This window comes from Xylella fastidiosa (assembly GCF_011801475.1).
GTDB classification, from domain to species: domain Bacteria; phylum Pseudomonadota; class Gammaproteobacteria; order Xanthomonadales; family Xanthomonadaceae; genus Xylella; species Xylella fastidiosa.
This window is the reverse complement of sequence record NZ_CP044352.1, coordinates 2095633-2119290: the sequence shown is the minus strand read 5'-3', so window position 1 is coordinate 2119290 and position 23658 is coordinate 2095633. Positions and strand designations below refer to the sequence as shown.

Below are 23658 nucleotides of genomic sequence, written 5' to 3'. Positions count from 1 at the left end.
GGCACTGCGATGAATTGTGATTCATTGCCGTAATTATGTGCAAATTTAGTCACGTTAATTGATGGTTCGGTGTGCTGTGTTGCAGCAGTGGTTTGCTGTCTAGGCCCGGTAACGTGGGCGGCTCAGGGCTGGGAGCTGAGTGCTTTGGGTATTTGCGGCGTCAGTATTAATTTCAGTTGTTGCGTTAGCCATTCATCGGTTTGGGGTGATGTTGATGGATGGTGGGATGGCTAAGGTGTTTTTTCTGTGGTTTGTTTCAGAGCCAATGGACGCGTTTAAAGAGTCTGTAGAGCAGGATGCACAATAGGGTGACGCCGGCGGCAAGGAGTGGGTAGGCGTAGGGTATGTGGAGTTCGGGCATGTTGGTGAAGTTCATGCCGTACCAGCTGGTGATGAGGGTTGGTGCGGCAAGCAGGGCGGCCCAGGCGCCTAGGCGTTTGACGGTTTCGCCTTGGGCGAGGGTCACCATTGAGAGGTTGACGCTGAGTGCGGTGCTCAGCATTTCGCGTAGTGTGTCGATGGAGTCGTTAATGCGGATGGCATGGTCGAGGACGTCGCGGATGTAGATGCCGATGTCTTGGGGCAGGAGTGTTTCGGGGTTGCGTGTGAGGTGTGCGAGGACGTCTTGGAGGGGGGCAACGATAAGACGCATTTTGTTGAGTTCGCGTTTGAGTTCGTAGAGGCGGATGACGGTTTGGCGTTGGTAGTTTTCGGAAAAAATGTCTTGTTCAAGTTGTTCGAGTGTGTCCCGGCATTCGTTCATGATCGGTAGGTAGTTGTCGACGATGAAGTCAAGGACGCCGTAGAGGCAGAATGCGGGGCCGCGTCCAAGCATGGTTGGGTCGCGTTCTATCCGTGTGCGTACTGGTGCGTAGGAGAGTGAGGCGCCGTGGCGCACGATGATGAGGAAGCGGGTGCTGAGGAAGGCGTGGGTTTCGCCGTAGCAGATCCGTTCGCCAATCAGTTGTGCGGTGTTGACGACGATAAATAAGGTGTTGTCGTAGTTTTCTACTTTAGGGCGTTGGTGTGCTTTTAAGGCATCTTCGATGGCGAGGTCGTGGAGGCCGAATTCTTGTTGGAGTTTGCGTAATACGGTTGCGTCTGGTTCGTAGAGTCCGACCCAGATGAAGCTGTTGTCGCACTGTAGTTCTTCGCTGATGCGGTCTAGGTGGATGTCATGGCGCTGGTTTTGTGGGTCGTAGTAGGCGCAGGTGATGACACAGGCTGGGTTTTCAGGAGAGGGGTGTTGTGGGGGCTGGGGTGTGGTCATTTTGGGTGATGTGTTGCTGTGGTGAGGCGGCGGTGCAGTGTCCAGGCCAGGGCGAGGTGGTTTGGAAGGAGCAGGCCGATCCATGGGAGGTTGTGTTGGGTGTAGGCGGGGAGCCAGTAGGTGAGCAGTGCGGCGAGGCTGGCGGCGGCGTTGCTCCATAGGAGGAGATCGAAACAGCGGCCGGGTGTTCTGCCGCATAACCAGGCGATACCGCCGACGATCAGGAGCAGGCTCAGTGGGTTGAGGAGGAGGAGGTTGTGGTTGGCCCAGGCGGCCTGGTGGATGGTGAAGCCCCACAGGTAGATGAGGAGGAGTCCGCCGAGGGTGCAGATCAACCAGAATGGGAGTGCCAGTAGGGTCAGGCGGCGTGGGTGGTGTGGTGCGAGTAGGAGTGTCAGTGTTGCTATGCCAAGGCCAAGGAGCCACCACGTCCAGGGGCGGGGGAGGGGGTGTGGGGAGGGGCTGGTGGGGTGGTGGGGTAGGATGATCTGGGTTTGTTGTACTAGGGGGCGTCCGGCGCTGTTGTGCACTTGGGTCAGGTGTTGGGCCAGGCGCATGGGTATGAAGGATTCTTCCCAGGGTGAGAGTGGCTGGTCGGCGTATGGACCCATCACCAGGTCAAGTCCGAGCCACATCCAGGGGGTTGGCGAGGCCAGGCGGATGACTTCGCTGCGGTAGGTGTTGCGGTGTGTGTGTTGTGTCAGTTGTGTTTTCAGTGTGCCGCCCATCGCCTGGTCCAGGCTGTCGCGCAGCATTGTGGCGCAGTTGGCAGTGATGAGGTCGTAGTGATAGCGGGCATACTCTGGCTGGCTGCGAATTTCCAGTGTCTGTGCGAGTGTGGTGGCTTGTTCAGGGGGCAGGTCCAGCCATTGGATGGTGATGCTGCGCCCGGTGTTGAGGTATTCGTCGAGGTCTTCTTCTAAGGGAAGTGAGATGAGGTAATAAAGCATTTCGTCGCGGATGACACGACGGAGGAAGTCAGGTTCCAGGGGGTCGAAGTAGCCGAAGTTGTAGGAGAGGGATTGGCCGCTGATTGGGTCGGCGACGATGATTGCATCGTGGCCGAAGTGTTCGAAGAAGAGTTGGCCGGGCTGCATTGTGGCGATGCCAATGCGTGGGGGATGGGCAGCGGCGCTGGGTGTCAGTAGCAGCCAGGTACAGAGGAGTAGGGATAGGACACGCAGGAGGCGGTGGGTTGGCTGTCGAGGGAGTGCGGTCAAGCGGTGTTCTGTTCGTTGGGAGGAAGTACGGTCACGTGGAGTATGTGGATCCGGCGTGCATTGGCTTTGGCGACGCGGAATGCGAATCGACCTATGGTCAGTTCGTCGCCGGTTTCGGGTAGGTGTCCGATGGCTTCGGTCACTAGGCCGCCGATGGTGTCGTAGTCGTCGTCGGGAAATTCAGCGTTGAAGCGTTCGTTGAAGTCTTCAATTGGGGTCAGGGCGTCGACGATGTAGCAGCCGTCGGCCTGGATGGCAATCATGTTGGTTTGGTCTTCGGTTTCGTCGTGTTCGTCGTCAATGTCACCGACGATTTGTTCCAGTATGTCTTCAATCGTGACGAGTCCAGCAACGCCGCCATATTCGTCGACAACAATGGCCATATGGTTGTGGGAGAGTCGGAATTCTTTGAGCAGGACGTTGAGTTTTTTCGATTCGGGGATCATCCCGACGGGGCGCAGTAGTTCGTGTACGTTGGTGATGGTGTGGTTGGCGGATACGCCACGCAGCAGGTCTTTGGCGAGGAGGATGCCTAGGACTTCGTCTTTATTTTCGCCGTGGACAGGGAAGCGTGAGTGGCCGGATTCAACCATTTGTTTTGTGATGGTCTGTAGGTCTGATTCAACAGGCAGTGAAACCATTTGGGAGCGCGGTACCATCACGTCGCCGACGGTGAGGTCTGCGATTGCGATCGCTCCTTCCATCATGCGCAGGGTATCTGTGGCGATGATTCCGTGGTGTTCGGCGCTACGCAGGATGACCATCAGGTCGTCAAGGGTGTGTGGGTCTCCGGAGAATGCAGCGCTCAGGCGTTCGAGCCAGCTGCGGCGTTTCTCTTGGGATTCGGTAATGGTGCGATGATCGTCGTCTTCTGACATCAATGAAGGTGTGGTTGCAGTACCCGGTGGACTGGGCGTTGTTGCAAGTTTAGCAGGCTGGGTATGGGCTACGTGCTTCTGAAAAGTCATGGCAGGTGTTAGGGGTCGTCGAGGCTGTAGGTACAGCCCACTAAGGTTTTCCCAGGGTGTGAGGTAACGTTTGAAACGTTGAGTACGATCGATTCGATGGCGGGTTGGCCGGTCTTGGGGTTGGTGGTGTTAGTGCTGGTGAGTTCGCGTCCGAATATGGTTTTTTTGGGGGTATCGATTGCGGTGTCTAGTCGTAGGGTGCGTGCCAGTGGGCGTGGGTCGGTTAGGTCAAGGATGGCGATGATGCTGCCACCCGATAGGGCGATATGTTTGGTCTGGTAGCCGAATACGTGAATGGGGGTATGGAGTGTGTATTCGGTCATGAAGGGGTTGGTTGCCGGTAGGGGGTGCCAACCTAGTGTGGTGGCTTTGGGTGGGTCTTCAAGGAGGGGGACGAGTTGGGCGTAGTCGATGGCACGTTGGCGGCATTCGATCAGTGCTTCCAAGTCGGGAGGTGTGAGATGGGGGTGTTCGGTAGCCAAGCAGATGAGTGTCGGCAGTGTCGTAAGTAGGGCGGTTAGGGAGGCACGCATCAGTATTCTCCGAGGTAGGGGTCGCTGATGCCGAGATTGGCTAGGATCTCGCGTTCAAGTTGTTCCATGGCATCGGCTTCTTGATGGTCTTCGTGGTTCCAGCCGAGTAGATGTAGGGTGCCGTGTACGGTGAGGTGGGCGTAGTGTGCAGAGAGTGATTTGCCTTGTTCTGTGGCTTCGCGTGCGATCACTGGGGCGCACATCACGATGTCGCCGAGTAGGGGGATTTTCAGGGCTTTAGGAAAGGGTTCGGGAAGTTGAGCGGGGAAGCTAAGGACGTTGGTGGCGTAGTCTTTGTTGCGATAGTGGTAGTTAAGTGCGCGGCCTTCTTTTTCGTCGACGATACGAATCGCTAGGTCGGCTTTGCGGATACGTCCTTGCAGTGTTGCGGCAACCCATTTGCGGAAGCTTACGGCGGCGGGAAGTTTGGTCCGGGGCAGGCCATAGCTGATGCCAACATTGAGAAAAATCGGGCCGCGTGTCATGGCGCTGTTTTTGTGTCGGAATGTGGGAGGTGGTGCCGCATGATGTGGTTGGATGCAGCGGAAGCGGGGGTCATGCTGGTTTGGTGGTGCTGGGATGTGTGTTGTGTTTGTCGTAGGCACTGACGATACGTGCAACAAGTGGGTGGCGTACGACATCGTGTGATTTGAAGAAGGTGAAGCTGATGCCTTCAATGTCGTGCAGTACTTCGATGGCGTCGTCCAGGCCGGACTTGAGATGTTTGGGGATGTCGATTTGGGTTAGGTCGCCGGTTACTACGGCGGTCGAGCCAAAGCCGAGACGGGTCAGAAACATTTTCATCTGTTCAATGGTGGTGTTTTGCGCTTCATCCAGGATGACAAAGGCGTTGTTGAGTGTACGTCCTCGCATGTAAGCCAATGGTGCGATTTCGATGATGTTTTTTTCCAGTAGTTTGAGGACCTTTTCCACACCCAGCATTTCGTAAAGTGCGTCATACAGGGGGCGTAGGTAGGGGTCGATTTTCTGGTTCAGGTCGCCGGGCAGAAAACCGAGTTTTTCGCCGGCTTCGACGGCTGGTCTGACGAGGATGAGACGCTGTACACGGGATTCGTTCAGTGCTTCGACTGCACTGGCCACGGCGAGGAAGGTTTTGCCGGTGCCGGCGGGGCCAATGCCGAAGTTGATGTCGTGGGTGGCGATTTTGTGGAGGTATTTGGTTTGGTTGGCGCCGTGTCCGCGCACGGTGCCGCGCTTGACTCTGATTCCGATATCTTGAGGTGTATCTGTCTGTTCGACGATCTGTGCCATATGTGCTTCACTCAGACGCAGTTGGATCGTGTGGTTGTTGAAGGTGGTACCGGTGGCTTCGGCGTACAGTGCGCGGAGTAGGGTTTCTGTGCTGGTCACAGCGGGTTCGGGGCCGGTAATGTGGAATGTGTGGCCGCGGTTGGCGATCTCTACGCCCAAACGCAGTTCGATTTGGCGTAGGTGTTCGTTGAAGCAGCCAGAGAGGTCGGCCAGCCGTTCGGCGTTGGCTGGTTCAAGGGTAAAGTGACGTTGTGCAGGTGTATTCATGGTGTGGACGTCGCGAGGATGGCGGCGTCAGCAGGTGAAGGTGTAAGGGTACCGTGTGGACGTATCTAGAGCCAGGATGACGGTTTTTTGGGTACTTCAAGGATGTGTCGTTGAGGGTGTTCTCTTCATGATGTATGGGGTGATAGATGATGTTTGGTTTTGGGAAAAGCGGTGGGTCATCACTGTAATTTTTTGGTGTGTAAGTATTTTTTGTTTTTGATGAAAAAAACGTCAGAAGGGATGTGGGAGGTCATGTTTTCGTTGTCAGTTGGTATGCACGCGGCCGCGTAATGAGTTGGTCAGTGCTTCGGTGATGTGTACGTCAATAAATTGTCCGATGAGGCGTGGGTGGCCAGGGAAGTTGACTGGCCGCATGTTTTCGGTTTTTCCGGTCAGTTCGTTAGGGTTCTTTTTTGATGGTCCTTCCACCAGCACGGTTTGTACGGTGCCAATCATGCGTTTTGAGATGTCGGCGGCATAGGCGTTGATGTGCTTTTGTAGGTGTTCTAGGCGGGTGCGTTTGATTTCATCGGGTGTGTGGTCCTCAAGGTTGGAGGCCGGTGTGCCAGGGCGGCGGGAGTAGATGAAAGAGAAGCTCTGGTCGAAACCAATGTCTTTGATGAGCTGCATGGTCTTCTGGAAGTCGGTGTCGCTTTCACCAGGGAAGCCGATGATGAAGTCGGAGCTGATCGAAATGTCCGGGCGAACTGCGCGCAGTTTGCGGATTTTGGATTTGAATTCCAGTGCGGTGTAGCCACGTTTCATCGCTGAGAGGATACGGTCGCTGCCGGATTGAACGGGAAGGTGCAGGTGGTTAGCCAGTTGTGGGACGTCGCGGTAGGCTTCTACGAGGGAATCCGAAAATTCCAGGGGATGGGATGTGGTGAAGCGGATACGTCCGATGCTTTCGAATTGGGCGATTGCACGGATGAGGAGGCCGAGATCGGCATAAGGGGGGGCGCAGGGTTGGTGTTGTTGGATGGACCAGGGTCCATCGCTCCGCGATAGGCGTTGACGTTTTGGCCGAGCAGGTTGATTTCACGGACGCCTTGGGTCGCTAGGTGTGCTATTTCGGTCAACACGTCTTCAAATGGGCGGCTGACTTCTTCGCCGCGGGTGTAGGGAACGACACAAAATGAGCAATATTTGGAGCAGCCTTCCATAATCGAGACGAATGCGCTTGGGCCTTCGGCACGCGGTGTGGGAAGGTGGTCGAATTTTTCGATTTCCGGGAAGCTGATGTCGACCTGTGGTCGGTTCTGTTCACGTCGGGCGCGGATCATGTCTGGGAGGCGATGCAATGTTTGCGGGCCAAAGACAAGGTCAACGTAAGGGGCGCGTTTGACGATTGTTTCTCCTTCTTGGGAGGCAACGCAACCGCCGACGCCGATGATGACATCTCTGCCATTGGTTTTCAGTGCTCTCCAGCGTCCGAGTTGGCTGAATACTTTTTCTTGGGCCTTTTCGCGGATTGAACAGGTGTTGATGAGAATAATGTCTGCTTCTTCGGGATTGTCGGTCAGTTCCAGTGCTTCGGTGGTGGTGAGTACGTCGGCCATTTTGGCCGAGTCGTATTCGTTCATTTGGCAGCCGTGGGTTTTAATAAAGAGCTTTCCGCGCGATGGGTGGCGGTCGTGTGATGGGTCGCCAGGATGTGCTGCGTGGGTATGGTGTGTGTTTGGTGCGGGCAATGGCAGCAGTGCGGGGGCGTCTTTGTGCTCTTTGCCGTGTGTGGGGATGTTTGATGTCCCGGTCATGGTGCTTAATCCAGTCGGGTGGGTAAGGGGTGTAGTTTAGCGTGTTGTTGCAGGAGCTTCAGGGGGATGGAGATGTAGGGGCGTTGGCTGTGCTGTTGTCATGGGGTGTGTTTGGCAATGATGGGTAAAGTTTGGGAGACTGGATGGTATGAAAAGTCGCTTCCGTATCGTTGGGGTGTTGTTGACCATGATAGCGGTGCCTGCTTGGGGGGCGGCGCTCTACAAGTGTTTGAATGTTGACGGTATACCGAGTTATGTCAGTAAGCGTGTTGCTGGTGCGACGTGTACGGTTGTGGTTAATCATGTGCATCGTGTTCCATCGCCGGCTGTGGCTGTTCCCGCCGTGGTGCCTGTTTCCGGGGCTGTGAAGGATGCTGTGGTTTCAGCTCCCTCGGTTGGTGGTGCTGCAGTGATGTCAGCGCCGGTGCGTCCCTCTGTAGCTGGAGGGGGGAAGCGTTTGGTCAGTGGGCAGGTTTATTCTTATATTCAGGATGGGGTGCGTCACTACAGTAGCTCCGTTCCGAGGCAAACGGCCAGTGTGCATGGGTTGCGCACGATTTCTTATAGTTTCATCGAAACTTGTTATGCCTGTGCGCCGAATCCTGGGGTCAATTTTGGTTCGATGCCTTTGAATACGTCTGCTTATCATGGCGAAATCGTTTCCGCCGCAGGGGAGTTTGGGGTGGAGGAGGCGTTGGTGCGTGCGATTATTCATGCCGAATCTTCGTATAACCCTCTTTCGTTGAGTAGCGCTGGTGCGCAGGGGTTGATGCAGTTGATGCCAGGGACTGCGCGGCGTTTCGGGGTCACTGATTCCTATGATCCGCTGCAAAATATCCGTGGTGGGGTGCAGTATTTGGCTTGGTTGTTGAAGCGATTTAACGGGAATTTGACATTAGCAGCGGCTGGATATAATGCCGGTGAGGGTGCGGTTGATCGTTACGGCGGTGTGCCACCGTATAGTGAGACGCAGCGTTATGTTGAGCGCGTCAATGTGCTTCTTGGACGGTACCGTGCGGCGTTGATGAGTACACATCAATGAAGGCATCTGGTGTTGTGTCGGTATGGGTACAGGTGTGGTGTACGACGGTCATTTTTCGCGATGCGCTTCATGGGCCGTCGTGTGGTGTTTCTTCAGTGGTGCATTGGCAGGTTTCGGGATGATTTGAGGAGCGCTGCATGGTGAAGGGTGGGGGGCATGGATCCAGTGATTTAAAGAGGCGACGTTTTCTTACTGCGGTGACGACGTTGGTTGGTACGGTCGGTGCAGGGTTTGTCTCGGTGCCTTTTTTCAAGTCATTAGGTCTCAGTCCTAAGAGTAAATTGGCGGGCGCGTCGGTGGTTGTTGATGTCGGTGGGTTGCAAGAAGGTCAGCGTTTGATTCTGGAGTGGCGTGGTCAGCCGGTCTGGGTGGTTAGGCGTTCTAAGGCAGTTCTTGATGCGTTGCCAGGATTGAGTGGGCGCTTGAAGGATCCAATGTCCGAGGTGAAGAGTCAGCAGCCAGCGTATGTGCTTCACAATACTGATTTGCGTTCGATCAGGCCGGAGATTTCGGTGTTGGTGGGTGTGTGTACGCACTTAGGGTGTTCGCCGCAGATGATGGCCGAGATCCGCCCGGAGTCGTTCGATCCAGAATGGAAGGGGGGGTATTTTTGTCCTTGTCACAAGTCGCGTTTTGACATGTCAGGGCGGGTGTTCCGTGGGATGCCGGCTCCAATCAATTTGTTGGTGCCACCGCATCATTACCGCGATGAGCGGACGCTTGTGATCGGTGTGGGTCCGGAAAGTGTCCATCGGGCAGGGGACGTTTGAATTCATGAGAAACATCATTGCTCGTGGTGTCCGAGGGGTGGTGGATTGGGTCGGTGCGCGTGTTCCGGGATTAGTGTTGTTTTATAGGAATCACTTCACGGAGTACTACGTACCTAAAAATCTCAATGTCTGGTATTGCTTCGGGTCGCTATTACTGGTGGTGTTGGTGAATCAGGTCGTCACTGGCTTCTTTCTTGTGATGCATTACAAGCCCAGTGTTGCGGAGGCGTTCCAGTCGATCGAAATGACGATTATGCGGGACGTTGAGTGGGGCTGGTTGATTCGTTATATGCACAGTACGGGTGCTTCGTTGTTTTTCATCGGGGTATATCTGCACATGTTCCGTGGGTTGATCTATGGCAGTGGAAAGAAACCACGTGAATTAGTTTGGGTGTTGGGTATGTTGATGTATGTGGTACTGATGGTTGAGGCATTCGTGGGGTACGTGTTGCCGTGGGGGCAGGTGTCGTTCTGGGGGGCGAAGGTGATTATTTCGCTGTTCGGTGTGATCCCAGTGATCGGCAATGGTCTGGATGAGTGGATCATGGGCGATTATTTGCCGTCCGATGTGACGCTCAGTCGTTTCTTTGCATTGCACGTGATTGTGTTGCCGCTGTTGTTGGGATTTTTGCTGGTGCTGCATTTGGTTGCGTTACGCGGGGTTGGTTCCAACAATCCGGATGGTATTGACATCCATCAGGGCCCTAAAGGAAATCGTTGGGATTCTATGCAGTTAGCTGACAGTATCCCGTTCCATCCGTATTACACGCTTAAGGAAATGGTGGCGGTTTGTGTCCTATTGTTGTTAGCGGCCTTCGTGATTTTTTTCGCTCCGGAGTTTGGCGGTTTGTTTTTGGAGTACGGCAATTTTGTTGAAGCGAATCCCCTGGTGACTCCTGAGGATATGAAGCCGGTTTGGTATTTTGCGCCGTATTACGCGATGTTGCGTTTGGTACCTGGTAAATCGGTTGGTGTGTTAGTGATGTTTTCTGCGATCGCTATTTTGTTTCTGGTGCCTTGGTTGGATCGCGGCAAGGTGTATTCGATTCGTTATCGTGGCTGGATTGCACGGATAGCATTGGGTGTGTTTGTAATTTGTTTTGTGTGGCTTGCGGTGATTGGATTGGGGCCAGGTACGGCTGTTTGGGAAATCTATGTTGGGCGGGTGATGATTTTTTTGTATTTCGCATTTTTCATCACTATGCCATTGTGGACGGTAGTGGCTTCTATGAAGCCGGTTCCAGAACGATTGACTTCCCATGGCTGATTGGGGCAGGTTACGGCGTTGTTTGTGTTGGATACTGTGCTTGTTGTTGCCATGTGTGCTGATGTCCGCTGCACAGGCGGTGGATGATGTCCCGTTGGAACATGCCGGTAATGATGTGAGTGATCGCATGTCGTTGCAGCGCGGTGTGCAGTTGTACATGAATTATTGTGTGGGCTGCCATTCGTTGAAGTACCTACGTTATTCACGTATCGCTGCTGATTTGGGTTTAAGTGAAGTGCAGGTGATGAGTACCCTCAATGTCACCGGTGCCAAGTTTGGCGATACGATCATGACAGGGATGCCGGTTGACACCTCCGAGCAGTGGTTTGGTAAGATTCCGCCGGATTTGAGTTTGGTGGCCCGCGTCCGTGGGAGTGATTGGATCTACACTTATCTGAGGTCTTTCTACGTCGACTCGACTCGCCCGCTGGGTTGGAACAATCGACTGTTTGTCGATGTTTCTATGCCCAATCCACTGTCGCATCTCCAGGGTGTGCAGCGGGCAGAATATGGTGGGGCGTCGCAGGCTGGTGCTGATCGGTTAGTGACTGGGTTGGTTCTGGTCCAGCCAGGTCAGCAGAGCCCTGCTGAGTTTGACCAGACTCTGCGTGACATTGTCAATTTCTTGCAATATGCCGCCGAGCCTGCGGCGTTACAACGGCATTCTTTGAGAGTATGGGTACTGTTGTTCCTAGTGTTGTTGACTTTCTTGGTTTATCTACTTAAGAAGGCTTATTGGGAGGACGTGCATTGATGGACGTGATATCGGTGGCTTGTATCTGCTATTGGTGTTTCTGATGGTTGATTGCAGAATCGCTGATTGTTATGGAGACCTTCGGCATTGGGCCGGTGGTGTTGATGTGGCCAGCCGATTCCGGCTGTCGGAGAGCCTTGAATGGCAGTGAATGTACGTATGCGAAATACCTTGACGCTGTTTTCCTCGGCCAATGATGTGTTATGTCATCGCGTTCGCTTGGTTCTTGCGGCCAAGGGGGTGAATTACGAGATGGTGTCTGTAGATCCACAGAATCCTCCTGAGGATCTGATTGATCTTAATCCTTATCATTCTGTGCCGACATTGGTTGAGCGTGAGTTGGTGCTGTACGCTGCTTCTGTGGTCACTGAATATGTTGATGAGCGTTATCCGCATCCGCGGCTGATGCCAATGGATCCGCTGTCTCGTGCAAGACTGCGTTTGGCTATGTTGCGTATTGAACATGATTGGGTTCCTCAGGTGCAGGCCGTCCAACTTGGTAACAAGACTCAAGCCGAAGCTGGGCGTAAGCGGCTCAAAGAATTGCTGATGGCATCGCTACCGTTATTCAAGGCCAGCAAGTTTTTTTTAAATGCGGAAATGAGTTTGGCCGATTGTGCAATGGCACCAATTATTTGGCGTTTGCAGGCGCTGGACGTGTCGTTGCCAAAGGACGGTAAGGCGATTGAGGATTACGGTAATCGCATTTTTCGTAATCCAGGTTTTATCCGGAGTCTGACTGACCAGGAAAAGAAGTTACGTGACTTTGTTGTTTGATAGCCATGTCTTGCGTTCGAGCATACACTGTTGGTTATGAGTAAATTTCCACGAATGACCAGTCATCGGCCCTATCTGTTACGAGCCTTGGTCGAATGGATTAACGACAATGGGATGACTCCCCATATTTTGGTGGATGCGGGCATTCAGGGTGTGCAGGTTCCGGAAAGTGCCGTCAAGGATGGTCGGGTCGTATTGAATATTGCTGGGCGTGCAGTGATGCATTTGCATATTGGCAATGACGGCGTCAGCTTTAATGCCCGTTTCGGTGGAGTCAGCTATCCGGTGCAGGTCCCAATGCAAGCGTTATTAGCGGTGTATGCACGTGAAACAGGGCAGGGTATGGCCTTACCAGACGATATCCAGGGTGAGCCGCCGGAAGATGTGCCGCCACCACCTGAGACCCCGAGTGGCGGCAAAGATACGTCCCCTGTTTCTGGGAAGCGATCGCACTTGCGCGTAGTGAAGTAATAACAAGCAGTTGAGGACTATGACCCAATCCCGTTGGCGTTTGGATGGTCGTACGGCTTTGATCACGGGGGCTAGTACAGGTATCGGTCTGGCTGTTGCTCGTGAGTTGTTGGGCCTGGGTGCCGATGTGCTGTTGGTAGCGCGTGATGCTGATTTGCTGGGGCGAGTACGCGATGAACTGGCAGAGGAATTCCCTGAGCGTGAGTTACATGGATTGGCTGCTGATGTTGCTGACGATGTGGACCGCCGTGCGATTCTGGATTGGGTCGAAGATTGCAGTAATGGTTTGCATGTGTTGATCAACAATGCTGGTGGCAATGTGACGCGTGCAGCGCTTGAATATACAGAAGACGAGTGGCGTGAGATTTTCGAGATCAATCTGTTCTCTGCGTTCGAGTTGTGTCGTTACACGCAGCCGTTGTTGGCGTGTCATGCAAGTACGGCGATTGTCAATATTGGCAGTGTATCTGGCTTGACGCATGTGCGCAGTGGAGTGCCGTATGGGATGAGCAAGGCGGCGTTGCACCAAATGACCCGCAATTTGGCTGTGGAATGGGCTGAGGATGGGATCCGTGTCAATGCGGTAGCGCCTTGGTATATCCGTACGCGTCGTACGTCGGAGCCGCTCTCTGATCTGTACTATTACGAGCAAGTCATTGAACGTACGCCGATGCGCCGCATTGGAGAGCCGGAGGAAGTGGCTGCGGCAGTGGCATTTCTTTGTTTGCCAGCGTCCAGTTATGTGACCGGCGAATGTATTGCGGTGGATGGCGGTTTTATGCGCTATGGTTTCTGATTAAAGGCGTACATGTCATTGTTGAATCAGTAGCGAATTCGTATCAGGGCTTTTAATAAAATTCCTGGATGTGTGCTTTGTATTGATGTCTCGTTGCTTCTTTGGCTCACTCCAGACAGCTCGGAGACGGGTTATACGGCACTTTTGCGCTTATATATTCAGAATTATAGTGCTAAATTATCAATTGCTGAGTTCTTGTTTTGTGTACAGAAGTGCTTAAGTGTCAGGCACCAAAGCATCTGTTTTCAGCACTATTCTTCAACTCATGAACTCACTAGCAATTAGGGCTGTTGCTGACAATGTCCGGCGGCTGCTGGAGGCGCGTCGTTTAAGTCAAAAAGAGCTGGCTGCTCTCTCGGGCGTTTCCCAAAAGTCAATCAATGATTTGTTGAATTACGGCGGAACTGTTAGCAAGGAGCCGCGCTTGGGAACCATTGAGAAGCTGGCGAAGGGATTTGGGATTGCTACTTGGCAACTCCAGATTCCAGGGTTGCCTGTTGATCTGCTTCAGGGTCAGATGGTTAGCAAGGTCATCGAAAACTTCCGTGATGCAGGAACGGTCGGGCGAGAAAATATCAGTCGTGTTGCTGAAAGTGAGGTGCGATATAGCCTGGTACAAAACTCCGAAAGGGGAGCGCCCCGCTGAAAGTGGGTGTTCTTAATTGTTTTTAACTTTAGTTTTTTATGCGCATTAGGGTGTTTTGGCGGATGGGTTGGTTCTATAGTGCTAAATGATTTTCTGTATTTAATACTATTGTGCTTGAATGTTTGTATATTTTTGGCATTATAATGCCTTGCGGGCTGCCCCCGTAGTTTTGATGCCTTCCATCTGAGATATCGCCATGAACGCAGTCACCAAAGCGTGCCGCAGTTGCCGCGTTCCCGTCAGCGATCCGCAGGCTGTTGTTTCACCAAGATTACTGATGTTAATGGCGTTTACATCATCAACACGATTAAGGCCACGCATGACCCCTGGTGGCGTTTTGGTTTCCAAGCTGCCGCCGCCGTCACTGTTCAAAGTCATTAGCCCTGAGCGGCTGCGAAACGTCTTTAATTCCGTTACCGCTGTGAGCGGTTTGATCCGACACTGCAAACGCCAGGAAATCTATCAATCTTCGTCTTGGAGGACAGTTTGTCCACAGAGAAGATTCTGCTAAGAGGCCAGGAGTGCATGTTTGGAGTCATGGCTGGCGGCCTGCTTGCTGTCAAATTCGTAAATATAAATGCGTTCTCAGATAGATCACTAGAGGTCAACTGTACTCATAAGCGGGGTTAGCAAGTGATGAGTAAATCCACCACTCGCGTACCAATGTATATCGGTCCAAGGGGACAGCAGTCGTTGTTAGTTGAATGGGAGCAACACTGACGATAGGAGTTTTTCAGCCTCATCAGGCATGCATCAGGAGCAGTCACATGAACAATACGTTCGATTATAAGTTTGATAAATGCATAAATGGGTCAGCACAGCAATCAAGAATCCAAACTGATTTCCAGATCAAATATGGTGCCGTTTTCGGCGAGGATATAACGATTGGTGGCAATGTCTGTATTAGTTCTGGTGTCAGAGTTGGGTATAACGCATGTATAGGTGAGTCAGTATGCATTGCTAAAGAATCAAACATTCGCAATAAGGTCCGGATTGAAAATCACGCTGTCATTGGTGAGTTGGTAATAAGCATTGCCAAATATCCATGCACCGTTGCTACAGCGGTGGGTGCAGTATGAAAAATACTTTCAATTACGTATTTTCCAATGGGCAACCAGCTACAGCCGCACTGGATTGGATCAATCCAGATGGAAGTAAAGGCGGTATCGTCGCTGCCAACGCCAATATCAATCCGTCTGTGGTGATTGATAGAACTTCCGTGGTTGATGTGAATGTCACCATCGGGGCCGGCACGGTGATCGGTGGAAAAACCAAGATTGGCAGAAATTCGGTGATCGGCACAAAAGTCACTATTACTTGTAATGCTGATATCGGTAATAACGTCTGCATTGGTAAAGAATCAAAAATTAATAATAAAGTCCGGATTGAGGATCACGCCGTGATTGGTGAGTCGGTCAGCATTGGCTATAACACGCACCTAGGCCAGTCGGTCAGTATTAGCTATAACGTGCACTTAGGTCAGTCGATCAGCATTGGCCATAAAGCGCACCTAGGGGAGTCGGTCAGTGTTGATGATAACGTGCACATAGGCGAGTCAGTCAGTATTGGCGATCATGTGCATCTAGGTGAGTCAGTCAGTATTGCCAAATTGGCGTGCATCGCTCGTCATGCGAGCATTAGTCATAGAGCATGTATCGGCGAGTCGGTAAGGGTTGTGGAATTTGCACGCATCGCTCCTGGTGCCATCGTCAGTCAATGAGCGACATATCTATTTTTAAGAGATATTCCAAGAGTCATTTTCCCTCCCCAGGTCTGAGGAGTCGTCTGTGGAGTCGGGGGGCTTTCTTGGGTTGCTTTTTGCCTGTACCAGCTTACTTTGTGAAGCATTCTTTATCTTGGAGCTGTGTGGTGATAGTCATTGAGGCGGTGCAATAGGCGCTCAACCTCATTGTGATTTTTTATACGCCAATTACGGTAGGAAAATTGTCTCCGCATGACGCGCCTTAAGTGTCTTTAAGCAAGTATTTTAGTCTTGGATTTTTCTGTAGAGTTATGTTGACGGTAGGCGGTATGTGGCAATCAAGATGATGAGTTGCAAAGGGTAACGTGTGTGGCGATGCAGGTTATAGCCGTAGTATGTGTCCACTGCGTGCGTCACGGATGGATGTTGGTTGGGCCAAACCACCGGTTGGACCGTCTACGATGCCTGCCAAGTGTGGTAGCAGTGAGGGATCCAGATCTTCACGGCGACGTGCTGGCGGCTGGCCTGCCACGTTGGCGCTGGTGGAGATAAGGGCCATGTTCCAGGCACGGCAGAGTGCACTGACCAATGGGTGTGCGCTGATTCGGACAGCAAGGCCGTTATGGTGTCCGGTGATCCAATGGGGGGCACGTGTGCTTGCTGGCAGGACCCAGGTATGTGGACCAGGCCAACTGGCTTGGACTTCATGCAGGCGTTCTGGTGATAGCGTGTCCAGATCTAGCCAATCTTGTAGTGTATTGAGTTCGGCCGTGACCAGGATCAATCCTTTCCCTGATGCACGTTGCTTGATATTGAGTAGAGTATGTACTGCCGTTTCCTGACGTGGATCGCAGCCCAGCCCCCACACTGCTTCAGTGGGATAGGCGATCACGTCGCCTTGTTGTAGTGCGGTGACGGCTTCGCTGAGGGTGAGTGTTGTTGCCATACTGTTTTCAGCTGCACTGAGTTGCCATGATCTTTGATTGCTGTCTGTGTGAATAGTGAGAGGCATAGCATAGGTGGTTCTGTCAGGGGGGTGAATGCTGGGTTGGAATGGCGTTTATTGGGTAATGTTGGGGGCGATGCGTTTTTTGATTTGTTTCTTTACGGGCTTATCTGACACTTTTTTGGTTGCCTTTGCGTCCGTAGTGCGTTTTTTTGTGGTTTGTTTGCGCGTCTCGTTCTTGGTTGCAGTTTTTTTCGTACTGAAGTTTTTGCGTGCCGGTTTCCCAGTGTTTATCAGTAATTGCTGTGCTTCTTCGAGAGTCAGCGAGGCTGGTTCGCGATCCTTGGGGATCTTCCCGTTAAGTTTGCCATCGCTGATGTAGGGACCGAAGCGTCCGTTCAGTACTTGGATCTGGCTGTTTTCGAAGTCTTTGATGATTCGATTACGTGCGATTTCTTCTTTCTCGTTGATGAGAAGGGTCGCGCGCGCCAAGTCAATCGTGTAGGGATCGTCTTCGCTTTTCAGTGAAACATAAGTGCTGCCACGTTTGGCAAACGGTCCAAAGCGGCCGATGCCGACGCTGACCTGTTGGCTTTGGTCTTCTCCAAGCACGCGTGGCATTTTGAACAGTTCGATGGCTTCTTCGAGGCTGATTGAGTAGATGCTTTGGTTGGGGCGTAATGAGGCAAATCTTGGTTTTTCTTCATCATCAACGGTGCCGATTTGCACCATCGGTCCGAAGCGGCCAATGCGTGCGCTGACTTCTTTGCCGCTGGTGGGGTCAATGCCGAGCAGGCGCACGCTGCCAGCGTCGGTTTTATCTAGGGAATCTTTCTTATCTTCAACCAATTCTTTGAAGGGGACCCAAAACTTTTTCATCAGTGGAATCCATTCTTCCTCCCCACGTGAGATCGCATCCAATTCATCTTCCAGGTGTGCGGTGAAGTCGTAGTCCACGTACTGGGTGAAGTGGCTGGAGAGAAATTTGGATACGGCGCGGCCAATGTCCGTTGGGCGGAAGCTGCGACCTTCCATATCTACGTATTTGCGAAATAGTAGGGTTTGGATGATGGAGGCGTAAGTCGATGGGCGACCGATGCCGTATTCTTCCAGAGCTTTGACCAACGCTGCTTCGGTGTAGCGTGGTGGTGGCTGTGTAAAGTGTTGTTCGGTCAGGATACGTTCTAGCGGAACATTTTCCCCTGTTTTCATTACGGGGAGTTTGCGGCCTTCGTCATCGTCTTCGGCGTTCTTGTTGTCCTTGCCTTCTTCGTACACAGCTAGGAAACCTTGTACTACGACGGTGGTTCCGGTGGCACGGAATACGTGTTCGTTGCCGGCGGCTAGATCGACACTGGTGGTATTGAGTATGGCTGGGATCATTTGGGAGGCTACTGTACGTTTCCACACCAGTTCGTATAGCCGGTGTTCTTCGTTGGAAAGATACGGTGCGACCTGTGTCGGGGTGCGTAGTGCTGAAGTCGGGCGTACTGCTTCGTGTGCTTCTTGTGCGTTTTTGGATTTGGTGGTGTAGACGTTAGGTTTGTCTGGAAGTGCATTGGTACCGTAGTCGCGTGCGATGATGTCGCGGATCTCCGATAGAGCATCCAGCGACAGGTTGACTGAGTCGGTACGCATATACGTAATCAGGCCGACGCTGCCTTCCTCACCCAGTGCGATCCCCTCGTAAAGTTTTTGCGCAATCTGCATCGTTTTACGTGTAGTGAAACCCAGTTTGCGTGAGGCTTCTTGCTGTAATGTGGATGTGATGAAGGGCGGTGCAGGGCGTCGTTTCCGTTCTTTGTTGGTAACGTCAGTGATGTGCAGGCGTCCCTGTGCGGCCTGCTGGATCCTGCGTTGTGCGGCTGCGGCAGTGTCGCTATCGGTAATAGTGAATTGCTCGAATTTTTTCCCATCCAGTTTGATGAGTTTGGCGCTGAAGTGTTGGGCGGGATGGGTACACTCGGCATGGATGCTCCAGTATTCACGCGTGATGAATGCCTCAATTTCCTCTTCACGCTCGACAATCATGCGCAGTGCTGGCGATTGCACACGCCCTGCCGATAAACCGCGTTGTACTTTGCGCCACAGCACTGGTGAGAGGTTGAAGCCAACCAAGTAATCCAGCGCACGGCGTGCTTGTTGGGCGTCTACCAGGTCGCTGGCAATCATCCGCGGCTTTTGAATTGCTTCTTTAATTGCGCGTGGTGTGATCTCGGTGAACACGATGCGTTGCATCGGTTTGTCCTTCAATAATCCACGTTCTTTAAGGATCTCGGAGATGTGCCAGCTGATCGCTTCGCCTTCGCGATCAGGGTCGGTTGCTAGATAGATGCTGTCGGCTGTTTTGGCCGCTTTTGTGATTGCTTCGACGTGCTTTTCGTTCTTGTCGATGAGGTCGTAGCGCATCGCAAAGCCGTTTTCTGGATCGACTGCGCCTTCCTTCGGTACCAAATCGCGTACATGCCCGTAAGAGGCTAAGACTGTGAAATCTTTGCCGAGATATTTATTGATCGTCTTGGCCTTGGCGGGCGATTCGACGATAAGAAGGTGTTTGGGCATGGTGCTGAACGTCTTGGAGTGACTGAGCTAGGGGCGGGTAGCGTGGCTTAATTAGCCTTTAGAGGGAAGCAGAACCCGTGTGTTGCAAACGTGGAAGTGATGGGAAAGTTCCTTAATTGTGTGTTTGTCGGATTATTTCCCATAGAGTAATCATGGCGGCGGTTGGATTGCTAAGCTGGAATCCAGTATTCAGTTTGAAGTAGGGATGCGCGAGATACAGACAGATACGCTTAGGGAAGCAGGATTAATAGCGAAATTATCACAAATAGTATCAGGGGCACTTTATACGCCATACCAAACTGTCATTGTAAAGGCGGTGTGACCGATGGGGCATTGCTTTATGGCAGCGTGTAGTGTGGGTTGGGTTTGTATAAAAGTTGTTATAGGTAATCCGATGATGAAGGGTGTGTGGTGTGATGGTTCATAGTGCCCATGATGACGATGTCAATTAGCTGGGTAGGCGTTGATAGCATCCCGCTTAGGCTGCTTCTTTGTCATGGATCAAGGTCAACTTGGTATGGCGTAGTTCTGAATTGACCGTAGCACTATAGGGTGAATGGTGAGTGTGACGATCTCAGAGGAGATGAGTGGTGCTGACGCTGCCGGGTTCAATCCCCCTGGTTTAGTTCATCAATGGTGAAAGGCAAGCGTGGCAGGTTGATGTGAATGGTGCCGCTTGTTCACTGGGACCATGATGTTTCCATCTGGATAATGTATTTGCTTGCGGTTGTTGCATTGGTTCTTTGTGATTGCTCTGGCAGTTATCGTTGACCGTTCATGGAATAAGGGTAAGCCTTGAGCGGTTTGATCTTGCTGGTCATGTGCTGGTCATGTTCGTGTTTGATGGGCAAGACATAACTTGGGGAGGCGCTTGGATTTTTAAGGCCGAAGCTGTTGAACATGCGTGTTCTGGCGATGATGTAACGCCATGTGTTATTGCCGTAGTGGCTGTGGTGGGTGTTACGTGCTTCATTCAGTGCAGCTGTTCCGGTTCGTTGCCGAACATCTGTGTTTCCATCCAGGCGTAGGCAGCCTCAGCTCCGGGTTGGTTGAATAGCACCATGAGCACGACCCACTTCATGTCATCTAGGTCGAGTTCTTCTTGGTCAAGCGCCATTGCTCGGTCAAGGACCAGTTCGCGCTGCTCGGTATTGAGGATGCCTTGTTGCTCCAGAAATAGAAGAAAACCGCGGCTCTCTACGTCCAATTTGTCTAGTTCGGGTCCGTGTAAGACACGCACCGGACCATTTACACGTGGATTTGTTAGAGTGGGGCGATTAGCTGCCAATGCATCAAGCCATTCGAAGGCTTTGTTGATCTCAGCGGGGCTGAAACCGACTTGGATCAAGCTATTCTGCAACGAGTCACGGTCACGGACTAAGTCCGCATTCTCGCTGAAGTAATACTCGAATAGGTACAGCAAGACAGCCAGAATGCTTTCTTTCATTGCCTCTTGGGTCTGCGCCGGGATGATGCTGTGGAGGTGAGGAGCCTAAGCGGTACGTGTATAACGTCCGTGTTCTACGACAACCTTTCCTTCCAGTTCCAAGGTTAGAAGCATGGAGGAGAGTGTGGCTGCCGTCAATCCAGTACGGTCAATTAATGAGTCCATGGACATTGGGTCATGTGCAAGGGCCTGCCAAAGTGTGTGGTATTTAGGGTCTTTACTGTTTGGTGTGCTTAATAATGGCGCTACAGGCCAACTAGGAGCATCAAGGCGCTCACGCAAGGTGTGTGCTAACGGCGCTGCTAGCGTAGCGACGTCCTCCAATATTTGGTCTATGTCTTGAACCAGTGTTGCGCCTTGACGGATCAACTGGTGGCAGCCGCGTGTCATAGGGTTGTGTAGCGATCCTGGTACTGCGAATACAGCACGCCCTGCTTCTGCTGCCAGTCGAGCGGTGATCAGTGCGCCGGAACGAGCTCCAGCTTCGACCACCAGTGTGCCCAGCGCCAAGCCTGCAATAATCCTGTTGCGTTGTGGAAAGTGGGCAGCCCGTGGTTGGGTTCCTGGTGGATATTCGCTGATGACCGCTCCGTCTGTGGTGATACGTGCGTGCAGTTTTTTGTGACGTGCTGGGTATGGCACATCTGGGCCCGTACCAAGGACTGCGACCGTATGCCCACTGGGTATGCTGAGTGCGGCTTCGTGTGCTGTAGCGTCGATTCCGGCTGCCATTCCGCTGATGATGCCCAGGCCGCGTGCCGCTAATGCCTGTGCGAAGCCATAGGAATGATCAAGGCCGCCGGCACTGGGCTGGCGGCTGCCGACGATGGCAATGCTGGCGTGCCATAGCAGTATTGGATTTCCTGCGATGAACAATGCTAAGGGTGGCGAAGGGACATGACGCAGTAATGGCGGGTAATCCGGATCGTGCCAACCGAGAAGGTGATGGTAAGGCGTTGCCAACCAGTGTTGTATGCGTGCCATTGCATTGGGATCGGGAGCAACTAGGCGGGTGCACTGCATTGTGTTACAGCCACTGGCGCGCCAAGCATTTGGACCGGCGGCCAATGCGGCGTGTGGCGTGCCGTGGTAATCCAGTAGTTGGCGCCGCGGTGCGCTTCTGCCTCCGGCGAGGACCAGTCGTAGCAGCGCGTCCGTGTCTTTGGAGTCTGAGTGGGATGGGGAGGCCATGTCTGTAGCATGGGCCAAAAAGTGATGGCGGTGCTTTCAGATAGCGCCGCGCATCATTGTCGGGAAACCCGCCTTAGCGAGGAGATCCCCTTACTGTGCGTCTGGGTGCCTCAGCGTATAGCCCACTTTGACGGGCTTAGTTCCATCCATCACTAGTGCATAGCTGACATCGTTAAAAGTACGGAACACCATCGCGTGTGCGGTGTACTCGTCGGGTTGCAGCACAGTGCCTTTATCAGCTTCGAAGCTGTCGTTCACATGTGATGTTGAGGCACGGTGTCCGATCCGGTCGTTGATGTAGTGACCCTGGCGCCAGATCGAAAATACGGTGCCATTATTGATGCCGTTATTGGTGCCACCAGAGATAGCAATCACATCGCGGGGGCCGCTAGCGATGAAGGCATCAGCCACGGCCAGGACACGCAGGTCCGCATCTTTTACCTCGGCGGCCGGTGGATGGGGGAAAAATTGAAGGTCGTAAGGTTTTGCTTCCAGGGGGATCAAACGATCTCCAGCACGTACCTCGCGCCCACCCGTTTGTAGTGTCAGAGTGGTTGTCTGGTTGTCATGGCCGACTTGAGCCACGGTCGCAACGTTCACTTTGGCCAGTTCGTAGCCCAGGAATACCCGGTGTTTGTTTGGAGCGATATATTCTTTCCAGAGCACACCGCTATTGATGGTGGGTTGATTGTCCATCAATAGGTCTTCGGTGGGTTTAGGTAGAGAGTAGCTGACCGTTGGGCGCATCACTGCGTAACGTTGGCCTGGTTCTGCGCCAATCAAGCCGACAGCGTAGGCGGCTTGACCATAGGTACCGCGCAGGCGCCCTTCTTCAAGACCGACCACGTAGGGCAGCTTTTCGAAATTGTTTGTAACCTGTAGATCTTTCAGAAATGGCTCAATCTGCGCTAATGGTATGGCATCAATCGGTGCGTCCTGACGTGGTCCTGGTTGTATGGCCTTGCCTGGATCGGCAATCGTGTCCTTGGCCATGCGATTCAGGTAGGCCAAGCTGATCACGTCGCCGGGGTAGATCAAATGCGGGTTGTTGATCTGCGGGTTAGCTTGCCAGATTTCAGGCCACAGCCAGGGCTTTTTGAAAAGACGTTTGGCAAGTCCCCAAAGCGTGTCGCCTTTTTGGACGGTATAGGTATCCTGATGTTTATCCCCCTTTTCAAGGGCGACAGCATAGGTCGTAACGGTCAGCAGTGCAGCGATGGCGGCCGTACGGAAGAGTTTAAACATGGCGATATCTTCCTGATTCCCCAAAAAGGTGGGGCACTATAGTCCAGATTCTAAAGAGCTGCGCAAGTATTGAGCTAGAATCGCGTTGAAAGTTTTCCGGATATTCCGGCCTCTACGAATATGAATTGAGGTGCCGCTATGGCCTTATTGCCGATTCTTGAGTTTCCTGATCCTCGCCTGCGGACCAAGGCGGTGCGTGTGGGGGTTGCCGAGGTGGTTTCATCGTCGTTCCAGACTCTGCTTGATGACATGTTCGAGACGATGTATGCCGCCCCTGGTATTGGCTTGGCTGCGACTCAAGTGAATGTGCATCAACGCTTTATGGTGATTGATGTCAGCGAGGAAAAAAATGTGCCGATGGTCTTTATTAATCCGGAGATCGTCACCAGGGAGGGCGATCAGGTGTTTCAGGAAGGCTGTTTATCGGTGCCTGGAATCCATGCCGATGTGACCCGTGCTCTTAGCATTGTGGTGCGCTTTCTGGACCGACACGGCGACGAACAACAGCTCACCGCTGAGGGGCTGTTGGCGGTATGTATCCAGCATGAGATGGACCATCTGGATGGCAAGCTTTTCATTGATTATCTCTCTCCTCTCAAGCGTGACATGGTGCGTAGGAAGCTTGAGAAGCAGCGTCGGCGCGCCTCCTGACGCCCGAGGTAGGATGAGGTTTGTATTGGAGAGTGGTGCTGGTCTCGCTTGGGAGTCCACCTCATCCACAGGCCCTAATATTCCCCATCAGGATCACCATTATT

General features: G+C 52.8%; 24 protein-coding genes and 1 pseudogene. 12 read left to right on the top strand and 13 right to left on the bottom strand.

Annotated elements, in window-relative coordinates; genetic code table 11:
- Positions 1–256: 256 nt before the first annotated feature.
- From F7G16_RS09850 to miaB, 7 genes and pseudogenes are all read right to left on the bottom strand, one after another.
- Positions 257–1270, bottom strand: a complete 1014-nt coding sequence (locus tag F7G16_RS09850) for a magnesium and cobalt transport protein CorA (RefSeq protein ID WP_004089602.1) — start codon at positions 1268–1270, stop codon at positions 257–259.
- Positions 1267–2367, bottom strand: coding sequence for a lipoprotein N-acyltransferase Lnb domain-containing protein (locus F7G16_RS09845; protein WP_038233163.1), 1101 nt, complete (start codon positions 2365–2367; stop codon positions 1267–1269). The genes F7G16_RS09850 and F7G16_RS09845 overlap by 4 nt, the downstream gene beginning before the upstream one ends.
- Before the next feature lie 119 nt (positions 2368–2486).
- Positions 2487–3368: a CorC family transporter gene (locus F7G16_RS09840; protein ID WP_004089605.1), complete on the bottom strand. Its 882-nt coding sequence runs from the start codon at positions 3366–3368 to the stop codon at positions 2487–2489.
- A 98-nt stretch (positions 3369–3466) separates the two neighbouring features.
- Positions 3467–3991: a hypothetical protein gene (locus tag F7G16_RS09835; protein WP_004089606.1), complete on the bottom strand. Its 525-nt coding sequence runs from the start codon at positions 3989–3991 to the stop codon at positions 3467–3469.
- The gene (gene ybeY, locus F7G16_RS09830; protein WP_004089607.1) at positions 3991–4476 is read right to left on the bottom strand and encodes an rRNA maturation RNase YbeY; all 486 of its coding nucleotides are present in this window, start codon (positions 4474–4476) and stop codon (positions 3991–3993) included. Before ybeY ends, F7G16_RS09835 begins: the two co-directional genes overlap by 1 nt.
- Before the next feature lie 70 nt (positions 4477–4546).
- On the bottom strand, positions 4547–5530 hold the full coding sequence (locus tag F7G16_RS09825) for a PhoH family protein (protein ID WP_004089608.1): 984 nt from the start codon (positions 5528–5530) through the stop codon (positions 4547–4549).
- A 264-nt stretch (positions 5531–5794) separates the two neighbouring features.
- A pseudogene (miaB, locus tag F7G16_RS09820) lies at positions 5795–7287 on the bottom strand (tRNA (N6-isopentenyl adenosine(37)-C2)-methylthiotransferase MiaB).
- 148 nt (positions 7288–7435) lie between these two features.
- Here miaB and F7G16_RS09815 point away from each other — a divergent pair.
- The 9 genes from F7G16_RS09815 (at position 7436) to F7G16_RS09780 (ending at position 13810) form a co-directional block, all read left to right on the top strand.
- On the top strand, positions 7436–8329 hold the full coding sequence (locus F7G16_RS09815; protein ID WP_004089613.1) for a lytic transglycosylase domain-containing protein: 894 nt from the start codon (positions 7436–7438) through the stop codon (positions 8327–8329).
- Positions 8326–8451, top strand: coding sequence for a hypothetical protein (locus F7G16_RS12585; protein ID WP_256626257.1), 126 nt, complete (start codon positions 8326–8328; stop codon positions 8449–8451). Before F7G16_RS09815 ends, F7G16_RS12585 begins: the two co-directional genes overlap by 4 nt.
- 15 nt (positions 8452–8466) lie before the next feature.
- Entirely contained in the window at positions 8467–9099 is a 633-nt protein-coding gene (petA, locus tag F7G16_RS09810) for a ubiquinol-cytochrome c reductase iron-sulfur subunit (protein WP_004089615.1), read from the top strand.
- A gap of 4 nt (positions 9100–9103) precedes the next feature.
- Positions 9104–10366 carry a cytochrome b gene (locus tag F7G16_RS09805; RefSeq protein WP_004089616.1) on the top strand — a complete coding sequence of 421 codons (1263 nt, stop codon included), beginning with the start codon at positions 9104–9106 and terminating at the stop codon, positions 10364–10366.
- Positions 10359–11120 carry a cytochrome c1 gene (locus F7G16_RS09800; RefSeq protein ID WP_011098246.1) on the top strand — a complete coding sequence of 254 codons (762 nt, stop codon included), beginning with the start codon at positions 10359–10361 and terminating at the stop codon, positions 11118–11120. The genes F7G16_RS09805 and F7G16_RS09800 overlap by 8 nt, the downstream gene beginning before the upstream one ends.
- A gap of 141 nt (positions 11121–11261) precedes the next feature.
- A complete protein-coding gene (locus F7G16_RS09795; protein WP_004089618.1) occupies positions 11262–11897 on the top strand; it encodes a glutathione S-transferase N-terminal domain-containing protein in 636 nt (211 codons plus the stop codon).
- 36 nt (positions 11898–11933) lie between these two features.
- Complete coding sequence (locus F7G16_RS09790) at positions 11934–12368, top strand: ClpXP protease specificity-enhancing factor (RefSeq protein WP_004086462.1); 435 nt, start codon at positions 11934–11936, stop codon at positions 12366–12368.
- Positions 12369–12387: 19 nt separating this feature from the next.
- Positions 12388–13164 carry an SDR family oxidoreductase gene (locus tag F7G16_RS09785; protein WP_004089628.1) on the top strand — a complete coding sequence of 259 codons (777 nt, stop codon included), beginning with the start codon at positions 12388–12390 and terminating at the stop codon, positions 13162–13164.
- Between the two features lie 265 nt (positions 13165–13429).
- Complete coding sequence (locus F7G16_RS09780; RefSeq protein ID WP_004086459.1) at positions 13430–13810, top strand: helix-turn-helix domain-containing protein; 381 nt, start codon at positions 13430–13432, stop codon at positions 13808–13810.
- A gap of 138 nt (positions 13811–13948) precedes the next feature.
- On the opposite strand, the gene F7G16_RS12385 is transcribed toward F7G16_RS09780, so the two are convergent.
- A complete protein-coding gene (locus F7G16_RS12385; protein WP_004089630.1) occupies positions 13949–14188 on the bottom strand; it encodes a hypothetical protein in 240 nt (79 codons plus the stop codon).
- Between the two features lie 389 nt (positions 14189–14577).
- Here F7G16_RS12385 and F7G16_RS09770 point away from each other — a divergent pair, with 389 nt between their 5' ends.
- Together F7G16_RS09770 and F7G16_RS09765 are read left to right on the top strand one after the other, a co-directional pair.
- Positions 14578–14889, top strand: a complete 312-nt coding sequence (locus tag F7G16_RS09770) for an LbetaH domain-containing protein (protein WP_004089631.1) — start codon at positions 14578–14580, stop codon at positions 14887–14889.
- The gene (locus F7G16_RS09765) at positions 14886–15530 is read left to right on the top strand and encodes an LbetaH domain-containing protein (RefSeq protein WP_011098241.1); all 645 of its coding nucleotides are present in this window, start codon (positions 14886–14888) and stop codon (positions 15528–15530) included. Before F7G16_RS09770 ends, F7G16_RS09765 begins: the two co-directional genes overlap by 4 nt.
- Positions 15531–15894: 364 nt before the next feature.
- On the opposite strand, the gene tsaC is transcribed toward F7G16_RS09765, so the two are convergent.
- The 5 genes from tsaC to F7G16_RS09740 form a co-directional block, all read right to left on the bottom strand.
- A complete protein-coding gene (gene tsaC, locus F7G16_RS09760; RefSeq protein WP_011098240.1) occupies positions 15895–16458 on the bottom strand; it encodes an L-threonylcarbamoyladenylate synthase type 1 TsaC in 564 nt (187 codons plus the stop codon).
- 114 nt (positions 16459–16572) lie between these two features.
- On the bottom strand, positions 16573–19020 hold the full coding sequence (locus tag F7G16_RS09755; RefSeq protein ID WP_004089635.1) for a DNA topoisomerase I: 2448 nt from the start codon (positions 19018–19020) through the stop codon (positions 16573–16575).
- A gap of 973 nt (positions 19021–19993) precedes the next feature.
- Positions 19994–20467: a DUF494 family protein gene (locus tag F7G16_RS09750; RefSeq protein WP_004089636.1), complete on the bottom strand. Its 474-nt coding sequence runs from the start codon at positions 20465–20467 to the stop codon at positions 19994–19996.
- Between the two features lie 45 nt (positions 20468–20512).
- Entirely contained in the window at positions 20513–21658 is a 1146-nt protein-coding gene (dprA, locus tag F7G16_RS09745; RefSeq protein WP_004089637.1) for a DNA-processing protein DprA, read from the bottom strand.
- A 90-nt stretch (positions 21659–21748) separates the two neighbouring features.
- Positions 21749–22903 (bottom strand): LysM peptidoglycan-binding domain-containing protein, encoded by a 1155-nt coding sequence (locus tag F7G16_RS09740; RefSeq protein ID WP_004089638.1) that lies wholly within the window; start codon positions 22901–22903, stop codon positions 21749–21751.
- Positions 22904–23041: 138 nt separating this feature from the next.
- Between F7G16_RS09740 and def the strand changes: the two genes are divergently transcribed.
- The gene (def, locus tag F7G16_RS09735; RefSeq protein ID WP_004089639.1) at positions 23042–23554 is read left to right on the top strand and encodes a peptide deformylase; all 513 of its coding nucleotides are present in this window, start codon (positions 23042–23044) and stop codon (positions 23552–23554) included.
- Positions 23555–23658: the final 104 nt, after the last annotated feature.

Bases quoted from the DNA above. Each gene is read 5' to 3' on its own strand.
- F7G16_RS09850 (WP_004089602.1), bottom strand. From the start codon at position 1,270: ATGACCACACCCCAGCCCCCACAACACCCCTCTCCTGAAAACCCAGCC.
- F7G16_RS09845 (WP_038233163.1), bottom strand. From the start codon at position 2,367: ATGCAGCCCGGCCAACTCTTCTTCGAACACTTCGGCCACGATGCAATC.
- F7G16_RS09840 (WP_004089605.1), bottom strand. From the start codon at position 3,368: ATGTCAGAAGACGACGATCATCGCACCATTACCGAATCCCAAGAGAAA.
- F7G16_RS09835 (WP_004089606.1), bottom strand. From the start codon at position 3,991: ATGCGTGCCTCCCTAACCGCCCTACTTACGACACTGCCGACACTCATC.
- ybeY (WP_004089607.1), bottom strand. From the start codon at position 4,476: ATGACACGCGGCCCGATTTTTCTCAATGTTGGCATCAGCTATGGCCTG.
- F7G16_RS09825 (WP_004089608.1), bottom strand. From the start codon at position 5,530: ATGAATACACCTGCACAACGTCACTTTACCCTTGAACCAGCCAACGCC.
- F7G16_RS09815 (WP_004089613.1), top strand. From the start codon at position 7,436: ATGAAAAGTCGCTTCCGTATCGTTGGGGTGTTGTTGACCATGATAGCG.
- F7G16_RS12585 (WP_256626257.1), top strand. From the start codon at position 8,326: ATGAAGGCATCTGGTGTTGTGTCGGTATGGGTACAGGTGTGGTGTACG.
- petA (WP_004089615.1), top strand. From the start codon at position 8,467: ATGGTGAAGGGTGGGGGGCATGGATCCAGTGATTTAAAGAGGCGACGT.
- F7G16_RS09805 (WP_004089616.1), top strand. From the start codon at position 9,104: ATGAGAAACATCATTGCTCGTGGTGTCCGAGGGGTGGTGGATTGGGTC.
- F7G16_RS09800 (WP_011098246.1), top strand. From the start codon at position 10,359: ATGGCTGATTGGGGCAGGTTACGGCGTTGTTTGTGTTGGATACTGTGC.
- F7G16_RS09795 (WP_004089618.1), top strand. From the start codon at position 11,262: ATGGCAGTGAATGTACGTATGCGAAATACCTTGACGCTGTTTTCCTCG.
- F7G16_RS09790 (WP_004086462.1), top strand. From the start codon at position 11,934: ATGAGTAAATTTCCACGAATGACCAGTCATCGGCCCTATCTGTTACGA.
- F7G16_RS09785 (WP_004089628.1), top strand. From the start codon at position 12,388: ATGACCCAATCCCGTTGGCGTTTGGATGGTCGTACGGCTTTGATCACG.
- F7G16_RS09780 (WP_004086459.1), top strand. From the start codon at position 13,430: ATGAACTCACTAGCAATTAGGGCTGTTGCTGACAATGTCCGGCGGCTG.
- F7G16_RS12385 (WP_004089630.1), bottom strand. From the start codon at position 14,188: ATGACTTTGAACAGTGACGGCGGCGGCAGCTTGGAAACCAAAACGCCA.
- F7G16_RS09770 (WP_004089631.1), top strand. From the start codon at position 14,578: ATGAACAATACGTTCGATTATAAGTTTGATAAATGCATAAATGGGTCA.
- F7G16_RS09765 (WP_011098241.1), top strand. From the start codon at position 14,886: ATGAAAAATACTTTCAATTACGTATTTTCCAATGGGCAACCAGCTACA.
- tsaC (WP_011098240.1), bottom strand. From the start codon at position 16,458: ATGGCAACAACACTCACCCTCAGCGAAGCCGTCACCGCACTACAACAA.
- F7G16_RS09755 (WP_004089635.1), bottom strand. From the start codon at position 19,020: ATGCCCAAACACCTTCTTATCGTCGAATCGCCCGCCAAGGCCAAGACG.
- F7G16_RS09750 (WP_004089636.1), bottom strand. From the start codon at position 20,467: ATGAAAGAAAGCATTCTGGCTGTCTTGCTGTACCTATTCGAGTATTAC.
- dprA (WP_004089637.1), bottom strand. From the start codon at position 21,658: ATGGCCTCCCCATCCCACTCAGACTCCAAAGACACGGACGCGCTGCTA.
- F7G16_RS09740 (WP_004089638.1), bottom strand. From the start codon at position 22,903: ATGTTTAAACTCTTCCGTACGGCCGCCATCGCTGCACTGCTGACCGTT.
- def (WP_004089639.1), top strand. From the start codon at position 23,042: ATGGCCTTATTGCCGATTCTTGAGTTTCCTGATCCTCGCCTGCGGACC.